This window comes from Glutamicibacter sp. NPDC087344 (genome assembly GCF_044744225.1).
Taxonomy (GTDB): domain Bacteria; phylum Actinomycetota; class Actinomycetes; order Actinomycetales; family Micrococcaceae; genus Glutamicibacter.
Map to the genome: position 1 here is coordinate 319,979 of NZ_JBIUXY010000005.1, position 17,974 is coordinate 337,952.

Below are 17,974 nucleotides of genomic sequence, written 5' to 3' on the forward strand. Positions count from 1 at the left end.
CCCACAAGGAATCAGATGCCCGCCAACGAAATGATCGTCGAAAAAATCGTCGACTACACCCCGCACATGCGCCGGGTGATTTTTTCCGGACCCGGGGTGGCCGATTATTTGGCTGATCCGCCCTGCGTCCCGAACATCAAAATCTATTTTCCGCGCCCCGGCCAGTTGCTGGACCAGCCCGGCGAGGATGAGCGCGGCCGGTGGATCTTCACCGGCGACCAACGCTCCCGGGTGCGTACCTACACGGTGCGGTGGATGAACGAAGCATCCTCCCAGCTCGCCATCGATTTTGTCCGCCACGGCGACGAGGGGCTGGCCAGCGCCTGGGTCGAACGGATTGTCCCGGGGGACGTGCTCGGGGCCTTGGGCGGTGGCGGCCGGGTGCTCAAACCCGGTGGCTACGCGCTGATGTTCGGCGATGAAACGGCGCTCCCGGCGATCAGCGACACGCTGGAGCAGATGCCGGCGGATCAGGTGGGGCAGGTTTTCATCGAGGTCCACAACGAGGCGGAGATCCACGAGCTGGCGAAGCCGGAGGGGGTCCGCGTGCAGTGGCTCCCGCGCGGCCAGGCGGCCGCCGGAGCAACCCGGCAGCTGATCGAGGCCATGGAAACGCTTGAGCTCCCGGCGGAGCAGGTGGCCGCCGAGGAGATCAATTTGTGGGTGGGCGCGGAATCCCAGGTGGTGCGTTTCGCCAGGCAATGGGCCGCCAAGGTTGGGATCGCCAAAAGCAATCGGCTGATTATCGGCTACTGGCATCTGGAGATGAACGAAGTCGCCTACGGCAAGGACTCGGATCACGATCGGGTCCATGGAGAGATGGATTTTGAACGCCCCGGACACGAAGCCCACCGTCATGAACACACCCACGAGCACGAACATGAGCACACCCATGAGCACTAATCCCACTCGGCCGCGCCCCGAAGCACGCGGCTCCGGCGCCAGCATCCCGCGGGTCCCGGGATTTTTCGCCGCCTCGCTGACCGATGCGGGAATCACCGCAGCCCTGGCGGCGATCGACCGGGGCGAGGTGGCCTACCCGCTATTTGATCGCTGCCCTGAATCCGCGCAGTTGGCGCACGTGACTTTCTTGTGGCGCGATGAACCCGGCATGGACCCGGCAACGGCGGTGATCCTTTCCGCCAATGCGCTGGTGGATCACGAAAATCTGGACTCCAGCGAGTTCGAACCGGTGCGTGAGGGGTTGTGGTCCATCACCCTGATGGTTCCGACGGATTGGATCGCGTCCTACCGGATTACCGTGCACCGCGGGCCAGGGGCAGCTTTATGGCGCGCAGAAACCGAACGCCGCGCGGTCCGTTTGGCCGCCGATGCCGGCGGGCCGGACCCGCTGAACCCCAGACTCTACGCCTCCATGAACGGGGGCCCGGTCTCCGTGGTGGGCGGTCCGCACGCCGTATCCAATGAACATCTGGCGGCCGCGCAACCTGCGGCGCAGCACCGTGGGCCGTCGATCGGCGGGCAGGGGGCACCGCAGCCACCGGTGCCCGGCTCCGAGACCGCCGGGCACCCGCGGCTGTCCCATCATGTGCTGTGGGATGAGAACTGCCGCCGCGAGCGAAATGTGTGGGTGTACCAACCGGAGGCCGGCTGCCTGGAGCCCGGGGAGAAAACCCCGCTGGCCATTGTGCACGACGGGGCAACCTGGGTGCGCTACCTGAATATTGCCTCGTCGCTGGATCGCGCCATCGCCGCCGGGGCGCTGGCCCCGATTCACGTGATGTTCATCGACAGCACCAATATCGAGCTGCGCAGCGCGGAACTTCCGGTGGCCGCAGGCACCACCCGTTCCGTGGCCGAACAGTTCCTGCCGTGGGCGCGCACGTATTTCGAGGTTTCCCAGCTGCCCGAGCAGACCGTGGTCAGCGGCTCGTCCTTCGGTGGCCTGGCCGCGGTCCATGCGGTGCTGGAATACCCTCAGCTGATCGGTGCGGCGTTGGCCCAATCGCCCTCGTTGTGGTTTGCGGACCTGAGCCAGGCGCTGCGCGAGGTGGACCCGCAGGTGCGGATGATTTTCCAGGCCGGGCGCTATGAATCCTCGATCATTGATTCCTGCGTCGAGGTGCTTGAAGCGCTGGAGGGCAGCGAAGCCCACACCCAGATCGATTTCCAGCCGCTGAGCGGCGGGCACGACTGGGCGTGGTGGGCTCCGATGCTGTTAAACGGGCTGTGCCAGTTTTTCCCTGCGGACCGGTCTGGGTAGCCCAAGGTTTTCCCTCAGGGTGCGGTGCTCGTAGGCGGTGCGGAACCGCCCGCGGCGCTGCAGCTCGGGGATCACCAACTGGACAAAATCGTCCAGCGAATCCGGCAGGCTCGGCGGCATGAGGTTAAAACCGTCGGCGGCCCCGGAATCCAGCCATCGCTCGATCTCATCGGCGATCATGGACGGGGTTCCCACCATGGTGCAATGCCCTCCCCCGGCCGCCAGCAATCCCAGCAGTTCACGCACCGTCGGCTGGTGGATTTCAATCAGCCGCAGGATCGTGGCATAACGCCCGGCCGGTCCGCTGAACTGCTCCAGCGGCGGCAGGGCAGGCACCGGGGCATCCAGCTCCCAGTCGCTGGTGTCCTGCTGGATGAACACCGCCAGCTGGGCCAGGCTCTGCGCGGTCGGCAGCAGGTTGTTGAGCCGGCGTTGTTTCTGCCTGGCTTCCTCCAGAGTGTTGCCCACGTACGTCACCAGCCCCGGCATGATCGCCAGCGCCTGCGGGTCGCGCCCCATTAGTTGCGCCCGGGCGCGCACATCCCGGGCGTATTCCAACGCCATCTGCTCATCCGCGGCCACCGAGTAGATCCCCTCGGCATGTTTAGCCGCCAGGTCGCGGCCCTGCCCCGAGGATCCGGCTTGGAAAATCACCGGGGAATCCTGCGGGCCTGCGGGGAGATTCAGCGGGCCGCGTACCGAAAAATGCTCACCGGCATGATTGATCTCCCGCAGCTGCCCAGCATCCGTAAACACCAAGTCGCGCTGGATCTGCAACGCGTCGCGCGGATGGGACTCGAAGAGCTGGCGCAACACGGTAATGAATTCGTCGGCTCGCCCGTAACGGTAGCCGTGGTCCCCCAGGCTCTGCCGCCCGTGGTTCTGGGCCTCGCTATCCCACATGCTGGTCACGATATTCGCTCCCGCCCGTCCACCTGACAGCCTGTCGAGGCTGGCCAGCATCCGGGAGGCGTGAAAGGGGCTGTAGAAACTGGAGGACACCGTGCACACCAAACCGATGCGGCTGGTGTGCTGGCTCAACGCGGTAAGCAGGGTGAACGGTTCGAAAAGCCAGGTAGGTCCGGCCGCCGCGGCATCCGCGCTGACCGCCTGCGAATCCGCCAGGAACACCGCATCCAGCAGGCCGCGTTCGGCCAGCTGCGCCAACTGCACGTAGTACCCGGTGTCGGCGAGCTGCTCGGCGTGGGAATCCGGCGCGCGCCATGCCGCCTGATGGTGGCCCGCACCGTAGATAAAAAGGTTGAACCGGGCCTGCTTGAGTGCCCGGCTCATCCCTTGACCAGTCCGCCGTCGACAATCAGGTTCTGCCCGGTCACCCCGCGCGACAGCGGTGAGGCGAAAAAGAGCACTGCATCGGCAAGTTCGGCGGGGGTGGTCACCCGGCGCAGCGGGGTGCCGGCGGCAATCATGTCAAAAACTTCGTCCGGGGTGGTGGCCGAGGCGTCGGTGGTGCGCAGCAGTCCCCCGGAGACCATATTCACGTTGATTCCCTCCGGCCCCAGGTCGTCGGCAAAGGTGCGGGTCAGGGACAACAGCGCCGCTTTGGTGGCGGTGTAATCGTGGTACGGGACCACGGGGTGCTGGAAGAGGTTGGTGCCGATGTTGATGATGCGTCCGAATCCGGCTTGGCGCATGCCTGGCAAAACGGCCTGGATCGCCGCGACCGGGGCGAGCACCGATCCGGTGAACTGGGCGGTGAGGTCGGCGGCGGAAAGCTCAGCGGCCTTGGGCCGGGCATCTCCATTAAAGGAAAAATCAACCAGCGCGTTGTTCACCAAAGTGGTGACCGGCTGGCCAAAGTGCTCTGCGACGGTGGCGGCGAGCGTCTCCAGCTGGGTCCGATCGCGGACGTCGGCCTGGACTGCCAGCGCCTGGCCGGGGAATTCGGCGGCCAGCTCTTCGGCGGCCTGGGCGGAGCTGCGGTAGTTGATCACGACCTTCGCCCCGGAACGCAAAAATGCGGTGCTGATTGCTGCGCCAAGTCCGCGGGCTGCGCCGGTGACCAGAATCAGTTGCTCATTCAGCGGCAGGGCGGTATGTACGGAAGGTACGGCTTCGGTGCTTAGTTGTGCGTTCATGGTGCTCGAACTCCTTGAGGTTATTTCAAGGCGAACGGGACCCCGGCATAGATGCGTCGCATCACGGTATCCAGGACATTCCCTTCGCCAGTACTAACTGGATCAGGTTCGACGGGTTTTATCTCAGCCGCATGGCGGCACCCCGTGTCACTATCTCCCATTAGTACCACAGTCCCTCGGGCACGGCGCAACAGATGTCCGGGCGAAACGCTAAACCAGCTTGCCAATCGGCTTGAGGTGCACAACTCAGCAACGGTTCCCGTGCGCTGTCCGGGTGCTGAAAACAGCCCTTACTCCTGCCCACCAGATGTTTGAAACAGATTCAGTTCGTAGGAACCGACAGTCTTCGGCTCGCCAGAAATCACAACGTCGTAAAACAATTCGTTGCCAGTGAATTCGAACTCATCCGTAGCCACTGCTGCGGGAACGTTACAGGCCAGAGAGATCATTTTGCTCGGCTCGGAGTCAAGGTCCAGATCCAGGTTCAGCTCAGCTTGTTCGCCGTACATGATGACTCGGGCGGTGGCTTGGCCAGTCCCCCAACACCCGAATTCCATCTGGTAGGTACCAGGCGCATCCACCGTGCCACCAATGGACATGGAATCGTTGACCACTTCTTGCGCCCCGGTTTCATCGGTAAATACCGTGGAGCGGAAGAACCCTGACATTCCCATCACAAGGTTTTCCGAGTTTTCGCGTGCCTCCAACGGGCCAAAGACCGCAGCGGTGTTCACAACCTGTGACTGCAACTCGGAAAAGAACGGAACCCCGTCCTGGTAATACTGCGCATACGGGTCGTCGGGATCAGCGAATGTTTCATCGTAACTTTGCTGCTCGGAATCCCACGCCGTCGCGGGGCTGCCATTCCCCTGCGGATCAACCATTTCCAGTTTTGATACTGGTGTAGTGCAGGCACTAAGTATCAGCACCCCGGCCGCCAGCGGAAACACAAACTTTTTCACAAGAACATCCAAAACAGTCAGACTCTAACTTCAAATTGACCATATTTCGATAACTGAAATAAAACAAGACTTGTCACAGGGCCCAATGGACACAAATTGATAACTCTTCAGATTCAGCCATCGAGCGTCGAGAACAGGATCACATCCGAATGCCGTGTAGCGATGCACCGTTTCGTCGGTAGGCGCACATAGGGTCGACAGGTGGGCTCGGAACGTCGAACCCAGCATTAACTCAAGGAGAACCACCACAGCATGCGAATCTCGCACCGCATCCTTTCAACAGCCCTCATTGCCGCAACACTGGGGCTTGCCTCCTGCGCCTCGCTCACGTCTACGGATTTCACCGGGACCAATGGCGCGCAGGCCGCCGCGCCATCTGCGGCCGACAAGGAAACCTACACCGAAGCCTTGGAAGAATTGGAAGGCATCGACATCAAGGGACGAGCCCCGAAAACCGGGTATTCTCGCGAGCAGTTCAGCAACGGGTGGAAGGATCCGGACAACAACGGTTGCGATGCACGCAACGATATTCTTGCCCGAGATCTAGTGGATGTTGAATACAAATCCGCCCGGGTTAACTGTGTTGTATTGAGTGGAACCTTCCACGATCCCTACACCGGCAAAACCATCAACTTCGAGCGCGGCCAAAACACCAGCACCGCGGTGCAGATTGACCATGTGGTCGCCTTGTCCGATGCATGGCAAAAGGGTGCGCAGAAGTGGAGCGAGAAGAAGCGGCTGGAGTTCGCTAATGACCCGCTGAACCTCATGGCCGCCGACGGGCCGACCAACGCCTCCAAGGGCGACAAGGACGCGGCAACGTGGCTGCCGCCAAACAAGGACTTCCGCTGCGACTATGTGGCGCGGCAAACCCAGGTTAAGGCCAAATACGGCGCGTGGATGACCCAGGCGGAACACGATGCCATCGCAAAAATCCTGACCGCTTGCGTGTAGTCGCCGCTTCCAGCCTTGGCCGCACTCCGCCTCAAGGCTGAGCGAAACCTCGGAAGATACCACTATGGTTGTATGGTCAAACAGCTGGAATTATGGCATTATGGATGTTATTCCAGCTGATAGTGAATTGCTTTCGCGATAAATTAGCCAAATTCGACTCTACAAGGGTGTGCAATGAAGACACGATTGATCGGTACGGTGCTGCTCTTGGCGAGTGTCTGCCTTTTCGTGTTTTCCCTTGACGGATCACAGCGGCCCACGGCAACGGCGTGCTGGGTGATCTCCACGGTCATGTTCATTGCCGCGGCAATGCTGCTGCTGGGAACCATCGTAGGTTCCTCCTCGGCCACCGACGCAGGATCATCCCGTCGGCGCCAACGCTGAGACCCGCATCAGCAAAATTTTCTGGCCCGGCTCACACGAGCCGGGCCAGAGATGTTTCAGGCCGAAATCTCGGATGCCGCAGGCACCGGCCATACCCGTAAAGATCTGCTTTATACACAAAATTCACGTTCAAGCATCGACAGGTTCACTTTGATGCGATAGATATAAAGGAAGTCACACGCTTAACTCTGAGGAGAATCTATGCCTGCCATCAGGCGGATCACGAATATTTCGCTGACTTCCCTAGCCACGGCTTCATTGCTTGCCGCGGGTTGCGCCGTCGCACAGGCGGCTCCGACCGCCCAGATCGCAGCCGGGGAAACCTTCACATTGGATGTCCTGTCCATCAACGACTTCCACGGCCGCATCGCCGCCAACAGCGATTCTGCCGGTGCCGCGGTCCTCGCCGGAGCCGTCGATCAGCTGCGCGGAGAGAATCCGAACACGCTGTTTGTTTCCGCTGGCGATAACATCGGGGCCTCCACCTTCGCTTCGGCATCGCAGGATGACAATCCAACCATCGATGCCCTGGGCCTTGGCGGCCTGGACCTTTCTGCCGTGGGAAATCACGAATTCGACAAGGGTTTTGCAGACCTCGGCGGCCGTGTCATCGACCGCTTTGCCGCCGCTTCCGGGCAGTCGGGTGAAGACTTCGCGCTGGGAGCAAATGTATACGAAAAGGGAACCAAAAATCCGGTCCTGAACGAATACGCGCTGCGTGAAGTCAATGGCGTCACCGTCGGTTTCATCGGTACCGTCACCGAGGACGTCCCCTCCCTGGTGACTCCCACCGGCATCAAGGACCTGGACTTCGGCAGCGAGCTTGAAGCAGTCAACCGTGTGGCCGAGCAGCTCTCCGATGGCCAGAGCGGCAACGGCGAGGCCGACGTCCTGGTCTTGCTGACCCACAACGGTTCGGAAAACGCCGACTGCTCCAGCATCGCTGGCGAAGACAGCAGCTACGGCGAACTGTTGCGCAAAACCAGTGGCAAGGTTGATGCAATTGTCTCCGGGCACACCCATCAGGCCTACGACTGCCAGATTCCAGGTCCAGACGGTGATCGCCCGGTCATCCAGGGACACCAGTACGGCACCACGCTGGGCAAGGTCTCCCTTGAGATCGACAGCGCCACCGGTGACGTGGTGGATTCCAGCACCGAACTGCTGCCGCTGACCAGCAAGGACGATTCCGGCGCCTGGCAGCCGAACTACCCGGCGGACGCGGCCGTCCAGGCCCTTGTCGACCAGGCGATCGAAGACTCGGAAGAAGTCGGAAACGTCAAGGTCGGCGAGATTTCAGAAGACATCCTGCGCGGCGGCGAGGTCCCGGGATCAGACCGCGGGGTTGAATCCACCCTGGGCAACACCGTGGCCGACATCCACCTGTGGGCCACCTCGAATGAGGACTTCGCCGGCACCCCGGCGCAGATCGCCTTCATGAACCCCGGCGGCCTGCGTGCAGACCTGCTCTACGGCGAAGACGGAACGGTGACCTACAAGAGCGCCGCCGATGTCCAGCCGTTCGCCAATACCCTGATCACCTTCCAGATGACCGGTGCTCAGATCCGCGAGGCGCTGGAACAGCAGTGGCAGCCTGAAGGTTCCGAGCGAGCCAAGCTGCACCTGGGGATCTCCGACGGGCTTGCCTACACCTATGATGAAAACGCCGCCCGCGGGGAACACATCAAGTCGATCACCTTCAACGGCGAGCCGCTGGATGAATCGGCCACCTTCCAGGTTGCGGCCAATGCCTTCTTGGCGACCGGCGGAGATAACTTCACCGCCTTCGCCGACGGGGTGAATCACGCGGACTCCGGCCAGATCGACCTCGATGCCACCGTGAACTACTTCAAGTCCCACGAGGTTGTTTCCCCGGCTCCGCTGGGACGGGCAATGCTCGCCGGCACCGACTGGGCACAGGTTGAACTCTCCGCCACCGAGGTTGAAGCCGGTGCACAGATCGAGGTGACCGTCAGCGGACTGGAGGAAGGTGCGCAGATCACCGCCTCGGCCTTCGACGGGGAACTGAACATCGCGGATGTCCCCGCGGCTGATGCCCAGGGCACCACCAGTTTCACGCTGCCGGTTGCCGAGGGAACCGCGGCAGGCGACTACGAGCTGGTGATCTCCCAGGTACAGCGTGAGAGCATCGTGACCACGTTCACCGTGGCTGACAGCGCCGTTCCAACTCCAAGCCCCACCCCAACGGAAACGGCCACGCCAACTCCCACCGCAACCGAAACCCCGGATGAATCCGAGGAGCCAACCAGCTCGGCCAGCGCCTCTGCCACGGCAAGCGCCACGGCGAGCGCCACGGATGATTCCACCCAGGGTCCTAATGATGACCTGGCGCAGACCGGTTTCAGCGCAACCTGGATCGGTTTTGCCGCCGGAGCCATTGTGTTGCTCGGTATCATCTTGTTGCTGGTTCGCCGCTTCGGGAACAAAAACAGCCACTAGGCTAAACGGCACACCAGCTGCCTAAACGCAAGGCGCGGACCCGACGGGGCCCGCGCCTTACGTAGTTAACCTTCAGAATTAGTCGATGACCAGTTCGCCCATCTTGTCCCAGCCTTCGCCGTCGACCTTGCGGGAGACGATGTTCGGGGTGGCAACCAGCAGCGGGCGCATGGTCTCCATTCCCTTGGCAAAATGGGGGCCGTTGACGTGGGCGCTGGCTGCCTCGTCGTCGCGGAAACCTTCAACAAGGACAAACTCGTTGGGGTTTTCGACGCTGATCGACCAGTCGAACCACAGGTTGCCTTCCTCGGCGCGGGTGGCCTGGGTGAACTCGGCAACGCGATCCATGAAGCTGTCGGTGAATTCTGGTTTTACCTGATATTTAACAACGATGAAGTACATGTTTCTAGTCTAGGGATTCTTCGGCGATCTTGGCCTGCAACTTGATATGTTCTTGCTCGCGTTGCGGCATGCCGTCCACCACCAGGTCGTAGGAGTCTTCAATCAGCTCACGCATCAATTGTTCATCCAGCCCTTGACGCACCGAGTTCCAGTGTTTTTTGTTCATGTGATACCCGGGGGTGATCTGCGGATGCTCGGAACGCTGCTGGTCGGCAAGGGCCGGTTCGCATTTCAGGTTGAGCACCGATTGCCCGTGCAGGTTCATCAGCAGGGCGAACATCTTGCCGCGGGAACGGTCCCGGCCGGCAATCTTGAAAACCGTGCTGTCCGGGCCGAACGGGTGGTCCTCATAGGCGCCGGGCATCTCCAGGCACAGTTTGCTCCAGAATTTTTCCAGCTCTTCCGCGGCCGCCTCGCTCATCAGCTTCTCCCCTTCGCCGGGCACACTACATCTGTCTTGTGCCTACCGTATCAGCGGGTGCGGGCCGCGGCCCGGCGCGCGTCCCCGTAACCCGAACGCCAGACATACACGGTGATGGCCAGCAAACCGGCCCCGTAGATCAGAGCCCACCAGGGGAAGCCGGGGATTCCCGGATCCTGGCCGGCGGCCTGGATATCTTCGATAGGGGTTGGCGTCACCCGTTCTCCGGTCACCAGAATTCGCTGGCTGTTGATCCCCAAGGGGGTGCAGGTCACCAGCGTGACCAGGTCGCTTCCCGCCACGGCCTGCAGGGTGTCGGTGTCATCCGGGTCCACCACCTTGGTTTCGCGCACCTGGTAGGTCAGCACCTCTCCGAAGACTTCAACGGTGAAGCGGTCCCCCACCCCCACCTTGTCCAGGTTGGTGAACATTTCGGCCTGGGCCAAGCCGCGGTGGGCGGTGAGCACCGAGTGGGTGTTTGCGCCGCCCACCGGAAGGCTTGATCCTTCAAGGTGCCCCACCCCGCGCAGCAGTGTTTCGTCGCTGGTGCCGTGGTAGATCGGCAGGTCGACATTGATGGCGGGGATCCGGACGCGGGCCATCACCTCGGAGGTTCCCGTGTTCAGTATCTTCGAGTAATCCAGCGTTGAATCCGAACTGGTGCCGCTACCGGTGGGTACGTTGGCATTAGCTTCCAGGCTCACCCCGGAGCTCAGCGCATTGTTGTAGCGGTGGGCCAGGGCCAGCTGCTGGTCCACCCCGGGGGTGGCGTTTTCCAGGCTGTGGCCCATATCTTCGATCAGCAGCGACTGGTTGTAGGAAGACATCCAGCTGGCGGCGGAAGGGTACAAGACCACACTGAGTCCCACCAATGCCAACAGTGCGCTGGCGATGGTGAGCAGGCCCGGGCGCCAGGCGCGCGTTGTGGGTGCGGCCCGGCGGCCGCTGCGTGCACGGTCGCCGGTTGGTGGACTCACGGTGTCGGTCATTTGCTGTCCTCGGTGCTCGAGCTGGGGTTAAGCCACGGATGGCGGACGGGCAGTATGCCCGCCCGCCATCACGGGTAGTAAACCGCTAGCGGTTACTTGGTGTCTTCGCGGGCTGCACGACGGCGGCTCACGATGACCATACCACCGGCGAGCAGCAGTACCGCGGTACCGCCCATGATCATCAAGATCTGGCCGTTGGCACCGGTCAGCGGCAGTTCAGGAACGTCCTGCTGCTGGTTGGTGATGATTACGTCGTACATGTTGGCGGCGTTGGCGCCGGTCTTGACCGCAACACCGGTGAATGCCTTGTCGCCGGTTGGGGTCACGTAGCCGGTTGGGGCCTTGACTTCCTTGAGCACGTAGCAGCGCTGTTCGGCATTGATGGTCGGGTTCACGCTGTCGCTGACGAACAGGCCTGCAATGTCAACCACGCCGTTGGAACCGCTGGTGAACTGATTCTTGCCGTTGACTTCCAGGGCCGAACCGGTGGCAACTGCGGTGTCGCAGCTGTCGCCGGAGTACGGGGTTTCTGCTGCGTAGACTTCGAAGACCGCGTCGGCCAGCGTGGCGTTTGAACCCGCGGCGAGCTTCTGGATGACCAGATCGCCCCAGTTGGTGTTGACCGGGTCGGATTCGATGGTGCCGTCATGACCCGGGGTGTTGATGTAAGCGGTGGCGTCGTTGGAGATTTCGCCGACCTCCTTGACCACTGCGGAGAAGGTGACAACAATCTTTTTCTCGCCCTGGGACTTCAGCCACTGGCGGCCGTCCTCGTTGAAGGTCACCTTCACACTCTGGCCGTCGTTGGAAACGGTGTAGTAGGACGAATCGACATCCGCGCTGCCCAGCTTCACCGAGGCCACGCCGTCGTCGTTCAGGCCCAGTCGCGAGTCGAAGGTATCAACGATCTCGAACTTGGTCAGCAGCTCGTCACCCTTGGTTTTCGGAACGGTGACGGTCACTGGGAAGTTCACCACACCGCCAAGTCCAAGATCCGACTGCGGGTCGATGCTCTTGGTGATGTCCGAGGTGCCGTTCTTCGGGTACACGTTCACGTCGTAGACCCAGGCGTTCTCATACGGGGTGGGGATGGCAACCACAAACGGCTGCGAACGGTCGACCACGGAGGCCGGAGCGTCGGTTTCACACACCACGTAGGCGCCCAGCTTCAGGCCGGTCAGGGTGGAAACACCCTGGCTGTTGGTGGCATCTGCAACGATCGGGGTGCCTAGGGTGTGGCCCGGGATCGAGGTGCAGGCGTTGGACAGATCCAGGTTATCGAGCTGGTCCCAGTCATTGGTGTCGCTGAGGTCGATGTCGGTCAGCTGGTAGGCGGTGAATTCAACCCCGGCAATACCTTCGGTGCTGATGGCGTCCCCGGTGCCAGCAGGATTCTGCGTAGCGGAGGTGCCGTTCTGGTGCTTGTGCTTGTGGATCTTGATCGATCCTTCACGAGCCTGATCGATGTTGCCGGTGTTCAACGCGGTGTTGTCATCGGCCTGTGCGGCCCCGGTTCCCCCGAGCAGGCCCGCTGCGGCAAGGGTCAGTACGCCCAAACCGGACAATACACGCTTCCCCCGAGTGTGCTTGATTTCAGCCATTTCAGCTGTTCCTTTCTTTTGAGCCGCAATGTCCCCAGTGACGGCCGCGAGTGAAATTTGGTAGAGCTCTAGTACAGAATTGAGTGTTGGTACTTCAGCCGGAAGCCGGGATTACCCCTGAGCCGCGGCCTTTCTGCGTCGCCAGGCAACAACCCCAAGGGCTGCCATTAATGCGATGGAACCGGTGATGATAAACGACTGCGTACCCATGCCGCCGGTCAGCGGCAAGGCCAGCGCAGGACGCTGCTCATTTTCCATGTCTCCCAGATCCCAGATGAGCTTGGCATCATCTGAAGTCCCAATGGTGAATCGGTGTTCGGTATCGTCCAGGACGTACCCGGCTGGAGCCTTGGTTTCCACCAGGGTGTACTCACCCCAGGTCAACCCGGTCAGTTTGAACGCTCCGGCGGCCGGGTCCTTATCCGCTCCGGTGCATTCTGCGGCGGTTTCTTCGATGCAGTCTTCAATTCCAAGCTGCTGCCCATCGGCACCAGGACCGCTCAGTTCCCACTCGGAACCGGCAAGTGTATTGCCACCACCGTCGATCTTTTCCCAGGTCACTGATCCCAACACAGGATGTTCGGTGCAGTTGCTCTGTTCCGGATCACACACTGGATCTTCTCCGTCAGGAACCAAGAAATTCTTCGCGATACCATTTCCGAATTCAGATTCCTTGATGGTCACCGAATAGCTCACGCTTGCAGCAGACTCGGCCTTGAGCTTGCCGGTGATCTGAATCTGATCGCCAACCAATGTGGCATCCAGGCCTTGGCCAGTTTCAAGTGACCCTTCGACAAAGTTGGCGTCATCAAGTACGTCAGCAAGGTAGTCGATGTAGTTGACGTCTACCTCAGAAGCGCCGGTATTCGCGAAGTTCAGCGTGTAGTTCACACGCTGTCCCGGCAGCACCGAAGTTCCGGATTCCGGATCTGAAGATTTCTCAACTGCGAGGTTTCCAGCAATTGGGTGCTCGGTACAGGTGGTATCTTCGGGCCCGCACTTTTCAGGAGGTGTCTGTCCGTTCGGCACCACAAAGTTGATAGCCTTGCCATCACCGAAGTTTTCGGTTTTCGCCTTAACTTTGTAGGTCACGTTCAGTGGCTTGCCCGGTGAAACAGCGCCGGTGATCTTGATAGTTTTTCCGCTGAGAACTGCGTTCAACCCAGGATCGGCCGTTATCGAGCCCGCCACCAGATCAGCATCGTCCAAAACGCCTTCCAGATGATCGACATAGTCGATATCCGTCGAGAAGGTTCCCTCTGTAGAGAAGGTCAGTTTGTACTCGATCTCTTCTCCAGGCTGAATTTCGGTACCTGAAACAGGGTTGGACGTCTTGACTACCGTGGGAGTTGAAGGCTTCATCTCGTTGGTGATCACGCAATTTGCCTTGTCGCCTACGGTCAATGCCAGAGTGAACTTCTCCGATTGCGTGACCTGAACGGTGCGATCGTTAATCGTGCAGATTACCGACGAGAGTTTGTACCCATCTTGCTGAGTTTCAGCTATCTGGACAGTTTCTTTTCCATCTGGTTTCGAGAAACCGAGATCAAATTTCACTTCACCGTCGGTGTTGGTCTGTTGCGAAGTTTCCGGTGTCAGGCTCGCATTTCCGGTCTGCGTCGCGGCATCGATCGTCCACCCGGAAGCTACCTTGGTGGTTCCTCCCAGATCCTTAACTTTTTTGGTGACAGTTACACCGGCTTGGCATGAGATTGACTTGGCAAAGTCTTCAAGCAGAGGCTGCAAGGCCTCCCAGCCTACGTTCAAGTAGTCGGCCGTGTTCAGCGAAGCGCCAGGTGAGTACTTGACGGGTCCCGAGGTTGCGGCAAGATTGTTATCCGCATTCAGGCCTTCGCCGATGCCAACGTTAATAATGCGTGCTCCTTGTGCTTTGACGGCATTGGCCGAGAACACTGCTGCTTCGAGCTCACGGAAGTAGGTGCTGTTGCCTGGCCCAACGGTGCTGTTGATGCCAGAAAACGTCGGGTTTCCATCGGTCAGCACGACTACGAGGTCATACTGTTTTGCGTTTTGAGCAGTAGCCCAAAGACCTGCATCCCAGTTCGTTCCGTTGGACGTGTATCCCCAGCCGCTAAAAGAATTGATGTAATTTTGTATGTCATTTTTGATACGCGTGCTGTTCGTACCGGAGTCAATATTCCGAAGTCCAGGAACGTTTGTGGTTCCTGCACGCGGTGAAGTATCGCCAAACGAAAACAAGGCCACGGATGAATTCGTCCCGCTCAATGCATCAACGAATCCTTTTCCAGCGTTACCTAGGGTATCGGCCGCACCAGCGTTTTTGACGGAGCCTGAGAGGTCAAACACCAAAGCAACTTTGATACCCAATTCGCAGGTAACTGGAAGTGTAGGGTTCTTGATTGAATTGGCCCATGTCCCGCTGCTGGCGTCTGCGGTCCCCAAGGCACCGTCATGATCCGCAGGCATCGAAATCGTGGAGTTCGAAGTCAAGGTTTTGGTGCGGTACTGATACGTAGATTCTGTCGAACCGTTCGCACCGGTGTTGAACTTGCTCAAGACATCATAGTTCTGAGCTGCGAGAGAGCCAGCAGCAGGCGCTAACTCGCGGATATAGAACTTTGTCCGATTTGCTCCGCCGTTATTTGTATTCGGTACTGAGAAGTAGCAAATCCCGTTGTCGCCGGCTTCGATCTGGCAAGTACCCCAGGGCTCGGTCACTGCATCTCCGATGGAACCATTGGAGCGTGCATAGTACAGCTGGAATCGAGCCCCGGTCGAGAAGTTGCTGGCGATGGTTGTTGCCGCCGTACGCACGTCCCCCTTGGTGACCTTGATGATCGTGGAAGTTCGTGTTGGCGTTTTGACAACACTGTTTCCGTTCGCGTCCAGGCTTAGCGGAGAAACAGCAACATCGGCCTGCCGTTCGGCAACATCTTCATCCACAGCTTCTGGAGCATCGCTCGCAGCTTCGATGTCCGAGGACGAACCGTCACGCGACGATTCTGCCAATTCGCTCTCAGCGGTCGGCTCCGAAACCTCGTCAAGGCTCTTAGCAGAGCTCGTTTCTTCATCCGAAGGGCTCGTTTGCAGCGATGCGCTAGGTTCTGCAGTGGCCGTAACCGTTTCGTCCGCTTGGTTGGTACCGGCGGCGAAGGAAGGAACGACTCCCGAGAACGACATGGATGCCACGAGAGCAACACTCAGCGACAGTCCCCCAATTGCGCGGAGGGTACGGTTTTTCCAGGTCCCATCACGATGTAAAGTCCGAGACTGCCGGTTTTGGGCGTCGCGAGCGCGCACAAAACCGTCCCCATCAGGCTTGCCAAACATTGAAATTCCCCAATTTCGATGGGACGCTGGAAGGCGTTAAACACCATCGGAGGTATAGGTATAACCCACACCTCATTGATCACTCAGACCCCAAGTCAGAGCGAATCCCCAAGTATTCTTCGGCTCCCCAGCCCCCGAATTTATGATTCTGCGCTCAGCCTATCCGGCAACAGCCACATTCGCGCAACACAGCAGCAAATTTATGCGTCACAATCTGTCACAAAACTAGTTTGGGGTACTCGATTTTCGGGCACGTATCCATCACCACATCCAGTCCCGCAAGGGTCGCGCGGCGAGCCGCTTCGTGGTCAATGACACCAAGCTGCATCCAGATTGCGCGGGCACCGACCTCGATGGCCTGATCGATGATTTCTCCGACTTTTTGCGAATTTACAAAGCAGTCAACAACGTCAATCTTCCCTGGAATGTCCGCTAACCGACGGTACCCGGGTTGGCCGAAAACCGCCTCACCGGTCAACGAAACCGGCAGGATTTCCATCCCCAGTTCGTTCTTCAAAAACCACGCGATCGAGGGTGCCACACGGCGTGGATTGTTCGTTAATCCAACCACTGCCCAGCGCGCAGGAGTTGACAGCAGTTGGCGGATAACTTCCGGGTCATTATGGTGTGTGGCGCTCATGGCCACCACGATACGCCCGAAAAGCAGATGCTAGGAATTCGAGCGTTAAACGGCCAGGAGGCGGCTGTCGGGAACTCTCCCGCCAGCCGCCTCCTGGGTTTCAGAATTAGACCTGCTCCTGCAGGCTCACCTCGGTATTCGCCGCTGAGAGCTCGGAGAACACCCCGCGGTACTGCGCCGCCGGGTGATTTTGCGGAAGCTTGTCACCGCGCCCAAAGAACTTCTGGCGCAGGCTGCCCGGAGCATACTCCCGCTGGGCCAGACCGCGTTTGTGAAGCTCTGGAAGAACCCCTTCGATAAAGTTGTCGTAGGAGCCGGGCAGGATGTGGTTCATGATGTTCAGCCCGTCAATGCCGGCGTCCTGCCAGCGTTCAAGCTCATCAACAATCTGTTCCGGAGTTCCGACAATCTGCTGCGCCTTGGCCCGGTAGTGGGCCAGGTCGCGCAATGTTGGATTGCCACCCGGGGTGGAGGCAATGGCCGCTTCGAGCACACCTTGGGCGCCCTCGGTCTTGATCTCTCCCAGCGGGGTGTCCAGGTCTCGTCCGCCGAGGTCAACACCGATTCCGCCGCCGATGTGCGCAATGATGGCGTGCGGATCCAGGTACTGGTCGTATTCGGCTTCCAGCGCCTTGGCTTCCGCTTCGGTGGAACCAACCACGAAGGAGAGCCCGGCGAAGACCTTGATATCGTCGCGGCTGCGTCCGGCGGCTTCAAGATTGCCAATCAACTGAGCGTTCTTTTTGGCCACGTACTCCGGGTGCGGGGCGAACAAGAAGGTCGCCTCTGCGTGCGTGGCGGCAAACTGCGAACCACGCGTTGACGAACCAGCCTGGAAGAGGAACGGGGTGCGTTGGATGCTGGGCAGGGCCTGATGCGGCCCGTCGATTGAATACAGCTGCCCGCGGTGATTGATTTTATTCACGCGCGCAGGGTCCGCGTAGATGCCGGATTCCTTGTCCGCCAGCAGCGCGTCGTCCTCCCATGAGCCTTCCCAGAGCTTGTAGGCGGCTTCCACGTATTCTTCTGCCCACGCGTATCGGTCGTCATGGGCCACCAGGCTCTCGCCGCCGAAGTTGCGGTGCGAGTTCTCCAAAACACTGGTCACAATGTTCCAGGCCGCGCGCCCGTTGGACACATGGTCCAGGGTGGTTAGCTGGCGGGCGAACTGGAACGGGTGGGCCTGGACCACCGAGCTGGTCATGGCCAACCCGATGTTCTCGGTCGTCGCTGACAGCGCCGAAAGCAGTACCAGCGGGTCGTGGCTTGGGACCTGCATTCCCTTGCGTACCAGCGAAGCCCAGCCGCCTTCGTGATCCCCGTAGAGGCCCACCACGTCGGCGAAAAACATGTTGTCGAACTTGGCGTCTTCCAGCTTCTTGGCAAGGTCGACCCACAGCGCAAGCTCATTAAACTTGTGCTGTTCGGCCTTCGGGTGCCGCCACATACCGCCCAGGATGTGGCTGGAGGTGTTCATCAAGAATGCCGAGAGGAGGAAACGTGGCCGCTGATCAAAAGTTCCCATA

General features: G+C 60.1%; 15 protein-coding genes and 1 riboswitch. Of the genes, 5 read left to right on the top strand and 10 right to left on the bottom strand.

Annotated features, from left to right (window positions below):
• Window positions 1-15: 15 nt before the first annotated feature.
• On the top strand, window positions 16-903 hold the full coding sequence (locus ACIOWL_RS11545) for a siderophore-interacting protein (RefSeq protein ID WP_400384910.1): 888 nt from the start codon (window positions 16-18) through the stop codon (window positions 901-903).
• Entirely contained in the window at window positions 893-2,224 is a 1,332-nt protein-coding gene (locus ACIOWL_RS11550) for an esterase family protein (protein ID WP_400384912.1), read from the top strand. The genes ACIOWL_RS11545 and ACIOWL_RS11550 overlap by 11 nt, the downstream gene beginning before the upstream one ends.
• Here ACIOWL_RS11550 and ACIOWL_RS11555 read toward each other — a convergent pair.
• The 3 genes from ACIOWL_RS11555 to ACIOWL_RS11565 form a co-directional block, all read right to left on the bottom strand.
• Window positions 2,180-3,517, bottom strand: a complete 1,338-nt coding sequence (locus ACIOWL_RS11555; protein WP_400384915.1) for an NtaA/DmoA family FMN-dependent monooxygenase — start codon at window positions 3,515-3,517, stop codon at window positions 2,180-2,182. The two genes, ACIOWL_RS11550 and ACIOWL_RS11555, sit on opposite strands and share 45 nt — an antisense overlap.
• On the bottom strand, window positions 3,514-4,323 hold the full coding sequence (locus ACIOWL_RS11560) for a 3-oxoacyl-ACP reductase (RefSeq protein ID WP_400384918.1): 810 nt from the start codon (window positions 4,321-4,323) through the stop codon (window positions 3,514-3,516). Before ACIOWL_RS11560 ends, ACIOWL_RS11555 begins: the two co-directional genes overlap by 4 nt.
• Before the next feature lie 61 nt (window positions 4,324-4,384).
• Window positions 4,385-4,478, bottom strand: a riboswitch (TPP riboswitch).
• A gap of 135 nt (window positions 4,479-4,613) precedes the next feature.
• Window positions 4,614-5,285: a hypothetical protein gene (locus ACIOWL_RS11565; RefSeq protein WP_400384920.1), complete on the bottom strand. Its 672-nt coding sequence runs from the start codon at window positions 5,283-5,285 to the stop codon at window positions 4,614-4,616.
• A gap of 252 nt (window positions 5,286-5,537) precedes the next feature.
• On the opposite strand from ACIOWL_RS11565, the gene ACIOWL_RS11570 reads away from it, so the two are divergent.
• The 3 genes from ACIOWL_RS11570 (at window position 5,538) to ACIOWL_RS11580 (ending at window position 9,083) form a co-directional block, all read left to right on the top strand.
• Complete coding sequence (locus tag ACIOWL_RS11570; RefSeq protein ID WP_400384922.1) at window positions 5,538-6,239, top strand: HNH endonuclease family protein; 702 nt, start codon at window positions 5,538-5,540, stop codon at window positions 6,237-6,239.
• A gap of 174 nt (window positions 6,240-6,413) precedes the next feature.
• Complete coding sequence (locus ACIOWL_RS11575; RefSeq protein ID WP_400384924.1) at window positions 6,414-6,623, top strand: hypothetical protein; 210 nt, start codon at window positions 6,414-6,416, stop codon at window positions 6,621-6,623.
• A 201-nt stretch (window positions 6,624-6,824) separates the two neighbouring features.
• A complete protein-coding gene (locus ACIOWL_RS11580) occupies window positions 6,825-9,083 on the top strand; it encodes a bifunctional metallophosphatase/5'-nucleotidase (protein ID WP_400384926.1) in 2,259 nt (752 codons plus the stop codon).
• 78 nt (window positions 9,084-9,161) lie between these two features.
• On the opposite strand, the gene ACIOWL_RS11585 is transcribed toward ACIOWL_RS11580, so the two are convergent.
• From ACIOWL_RS11585 to ACIOWL_RS11615, 7 genes are all read right to left on the bottom strand, one after another.
• Window positions 9,162-9,485, bottom strand: a complete 324-nt coding sequence (locus tag ACIOWL_RS11585; RefSeq protein WP_400384928.1) for a putative quinol monooxygenase — start codon at window positions 9,483-9,485, stop codon at window positions 9,162-9,164.
• 4 nt (window positions 9,486-9,489) lie between these two features.
• On the bottom strand, window positions 9,490-9,906 hold the full coding sequence (locus tag ACIOWL_RS11590) for an MmcQ/YjbR family DNA-binding protein (RefSeq protein WP_400384931.1): 417 nt from the start codon (window positions 9,904-9,906) through the stop codon (window positions 9,490-9,492).
• 50 nt (window positions 9,907-9,956) lie between these two features.
• Window positions 9,957-10,895 (bottom strand): class C sortase, encoded by a 939-nt coding sequence (locus ACIOWL_RS11595; RefSeq protein WP_400384934.1) that lies wholly within the window; start codon window positions 10,893-10,895, stop codon window positions 9,957-9,959.
• A 92-nt stretch (window positions 10,896-10,987) separates the two neighbouring features.
• Window positions 10,988-12,496, bottom strand: coding sequence for a SpaH/EbpB family LPXTG-anchored major pilin (locus ACIOWL_RS11600; protein ID WP_400384937.1), 1,509 nt, complete (start codon window positions 12,494-12,496; stop codon window positions 10,988-10,990).
• Between the two features lie 111 nt (window positions 12,497-12,607).
• On the bottom strand, window positions 12,608-15,808 hold the full coding sequence (locus ACIOWL_RS11605) for a SpaA isopeptide-forming pilin-related protein (protein ID WP_400384939.1): 3,201 nt from the start codon (window positions 15,806-15,808) through the stop codon (window positions 12,608-12,610).
• Between the two features lie 217 nt (window positions 15,809-16,025).
• A complete protein-coding gene (locus ACIOWL_RS11610; RefSeq protein ID WP_400384941.1) occupies window positions 16,026-16,448 on the bottom strand; it encodes a CoA-binding protein in 423 nt (140 codons plus the stop codon).
• 106 nt (window positions 16,449-16,554) lie between these two features.
• Window positions 16,555-17,973 carry an NtaA/DmoA family FMN-dependent monooxygenase gene (locus ACIOWL_RS11615; protein ID WP_400384944.1) on the bottom strand — a complete coding sequence of 473 codons (1,419 nt, stop codon included), beginning with the start codon at window positions 17,971-17,973 and terminating at the stop codon, window positions 16,555-16,557.
• Window position 17,974 lies beyond the last annotated feature (1 nt).

Excerpts from the sequence above, each read along its gene's own strand:
- ACIOWL_RS11545 (WP_400384910.1), top strand. The coding sequence starts at position 16 with ATGCCCGCCAACGAAATGATCGTCGAAAAAATCGTCGACTACACCCCG.
- ACIOWL_RS11550 (WP_400384912.1), top strand. The coding sequence starts at position 893 with ATGAGCACTAATCCCACTCGGCCGCGCCCCGAAGCACGCGGCTCCGGC.
- ACIOWL_RS11555 (WP_400384915.1), bottom strand. The coding sequence starts at position 3,517 with ATGAGCCGGGCACTCAAGCAGGCCCGGTTCAACCTTTTTATCTACGGT.
- ACIOWL_RS11560 (WP_400384918.1), bottom strand. The coding sequence starts at position 4,323 with ATGAACGCACAACTAAGCACCGAAGCCGTACCTTCCGTACATACCGCC.
- ACIOWL_RS11570 (WP_400384922.1), top strand. The coding sequence starts at position 5,538 with ATGCGAATCTCGCACCGCATCCTTTCAACAGCCCTCATTGCCGCAACA.
- ACIOWL_RS11575 (WP_400384924.1), top strand. The coding sequence starts at position 6,414 with ATGAAGACACGATTGATCGGTACGGTGCTGCTCTTGGCGAGTGTCTGC.
- ACIOWL_RS11580 (WP_400384926.1), top strand. The coding sequence starts at position 6,825 with ATGCCTGCCATCAGGCGGATCACGAATATTTCGCTGACTTCCCTAGCC.
- ACIOWL_RS11585 (WP_400384928.1), bottom strand. The coding sequence starts at position 9,485 with ATGTACTTCATCGTTGTTAAATATCAGGTAAAACCAGAATTCACCGAC.
- ACIOWL_RS11590 (WP_400384931.1), bottom strand. The coding sequence starts at position 9,906 with ATGAGCGAGGCGGCCGCGGAAGAGCTGGAAAAATTCTGGAGCAAACTG.
- ACIOWL_RS11595 (WP_400384934.1), bottom strand. The coding sequence starts at position 10,895 with ATGACCGACACCGTGAGTCCACCAACCGGCGACCGTGCACGCAGCGGC.
- ACIOWL_RS11600 (WP_400384937.1), bottom strand. The coding sequence starts at position 12,496 with ATGGCTGAAATCAAGCACACTCGGGGGAAGCGTGTATTGTCCGGTTTG.
- ACIOWL_RS11605 (WP_400384939.1), bottom strand. The coding sequence starts at position 15,808 with ATGTTTGGCAAGCCTGATGGGGACGGTTTTGTGCGCGCTCGCGACGCC.
- ACIOWL_RS11610 (WP_400384941.1), bottom strand. The coding sequence starts at position 16,448 with ATGAGCGCCACACACCATAATGACCCGGAAGTTATCCGCCAACTGCTG.
- ACIOWL_RS11615 (WP_400384944.1), bottom strand. The coding sequence starts at position 17,973 with ATGGGAACTTTTGATCAGCGGCCACGTTTCCTCCTCTCGGCATTCTTG.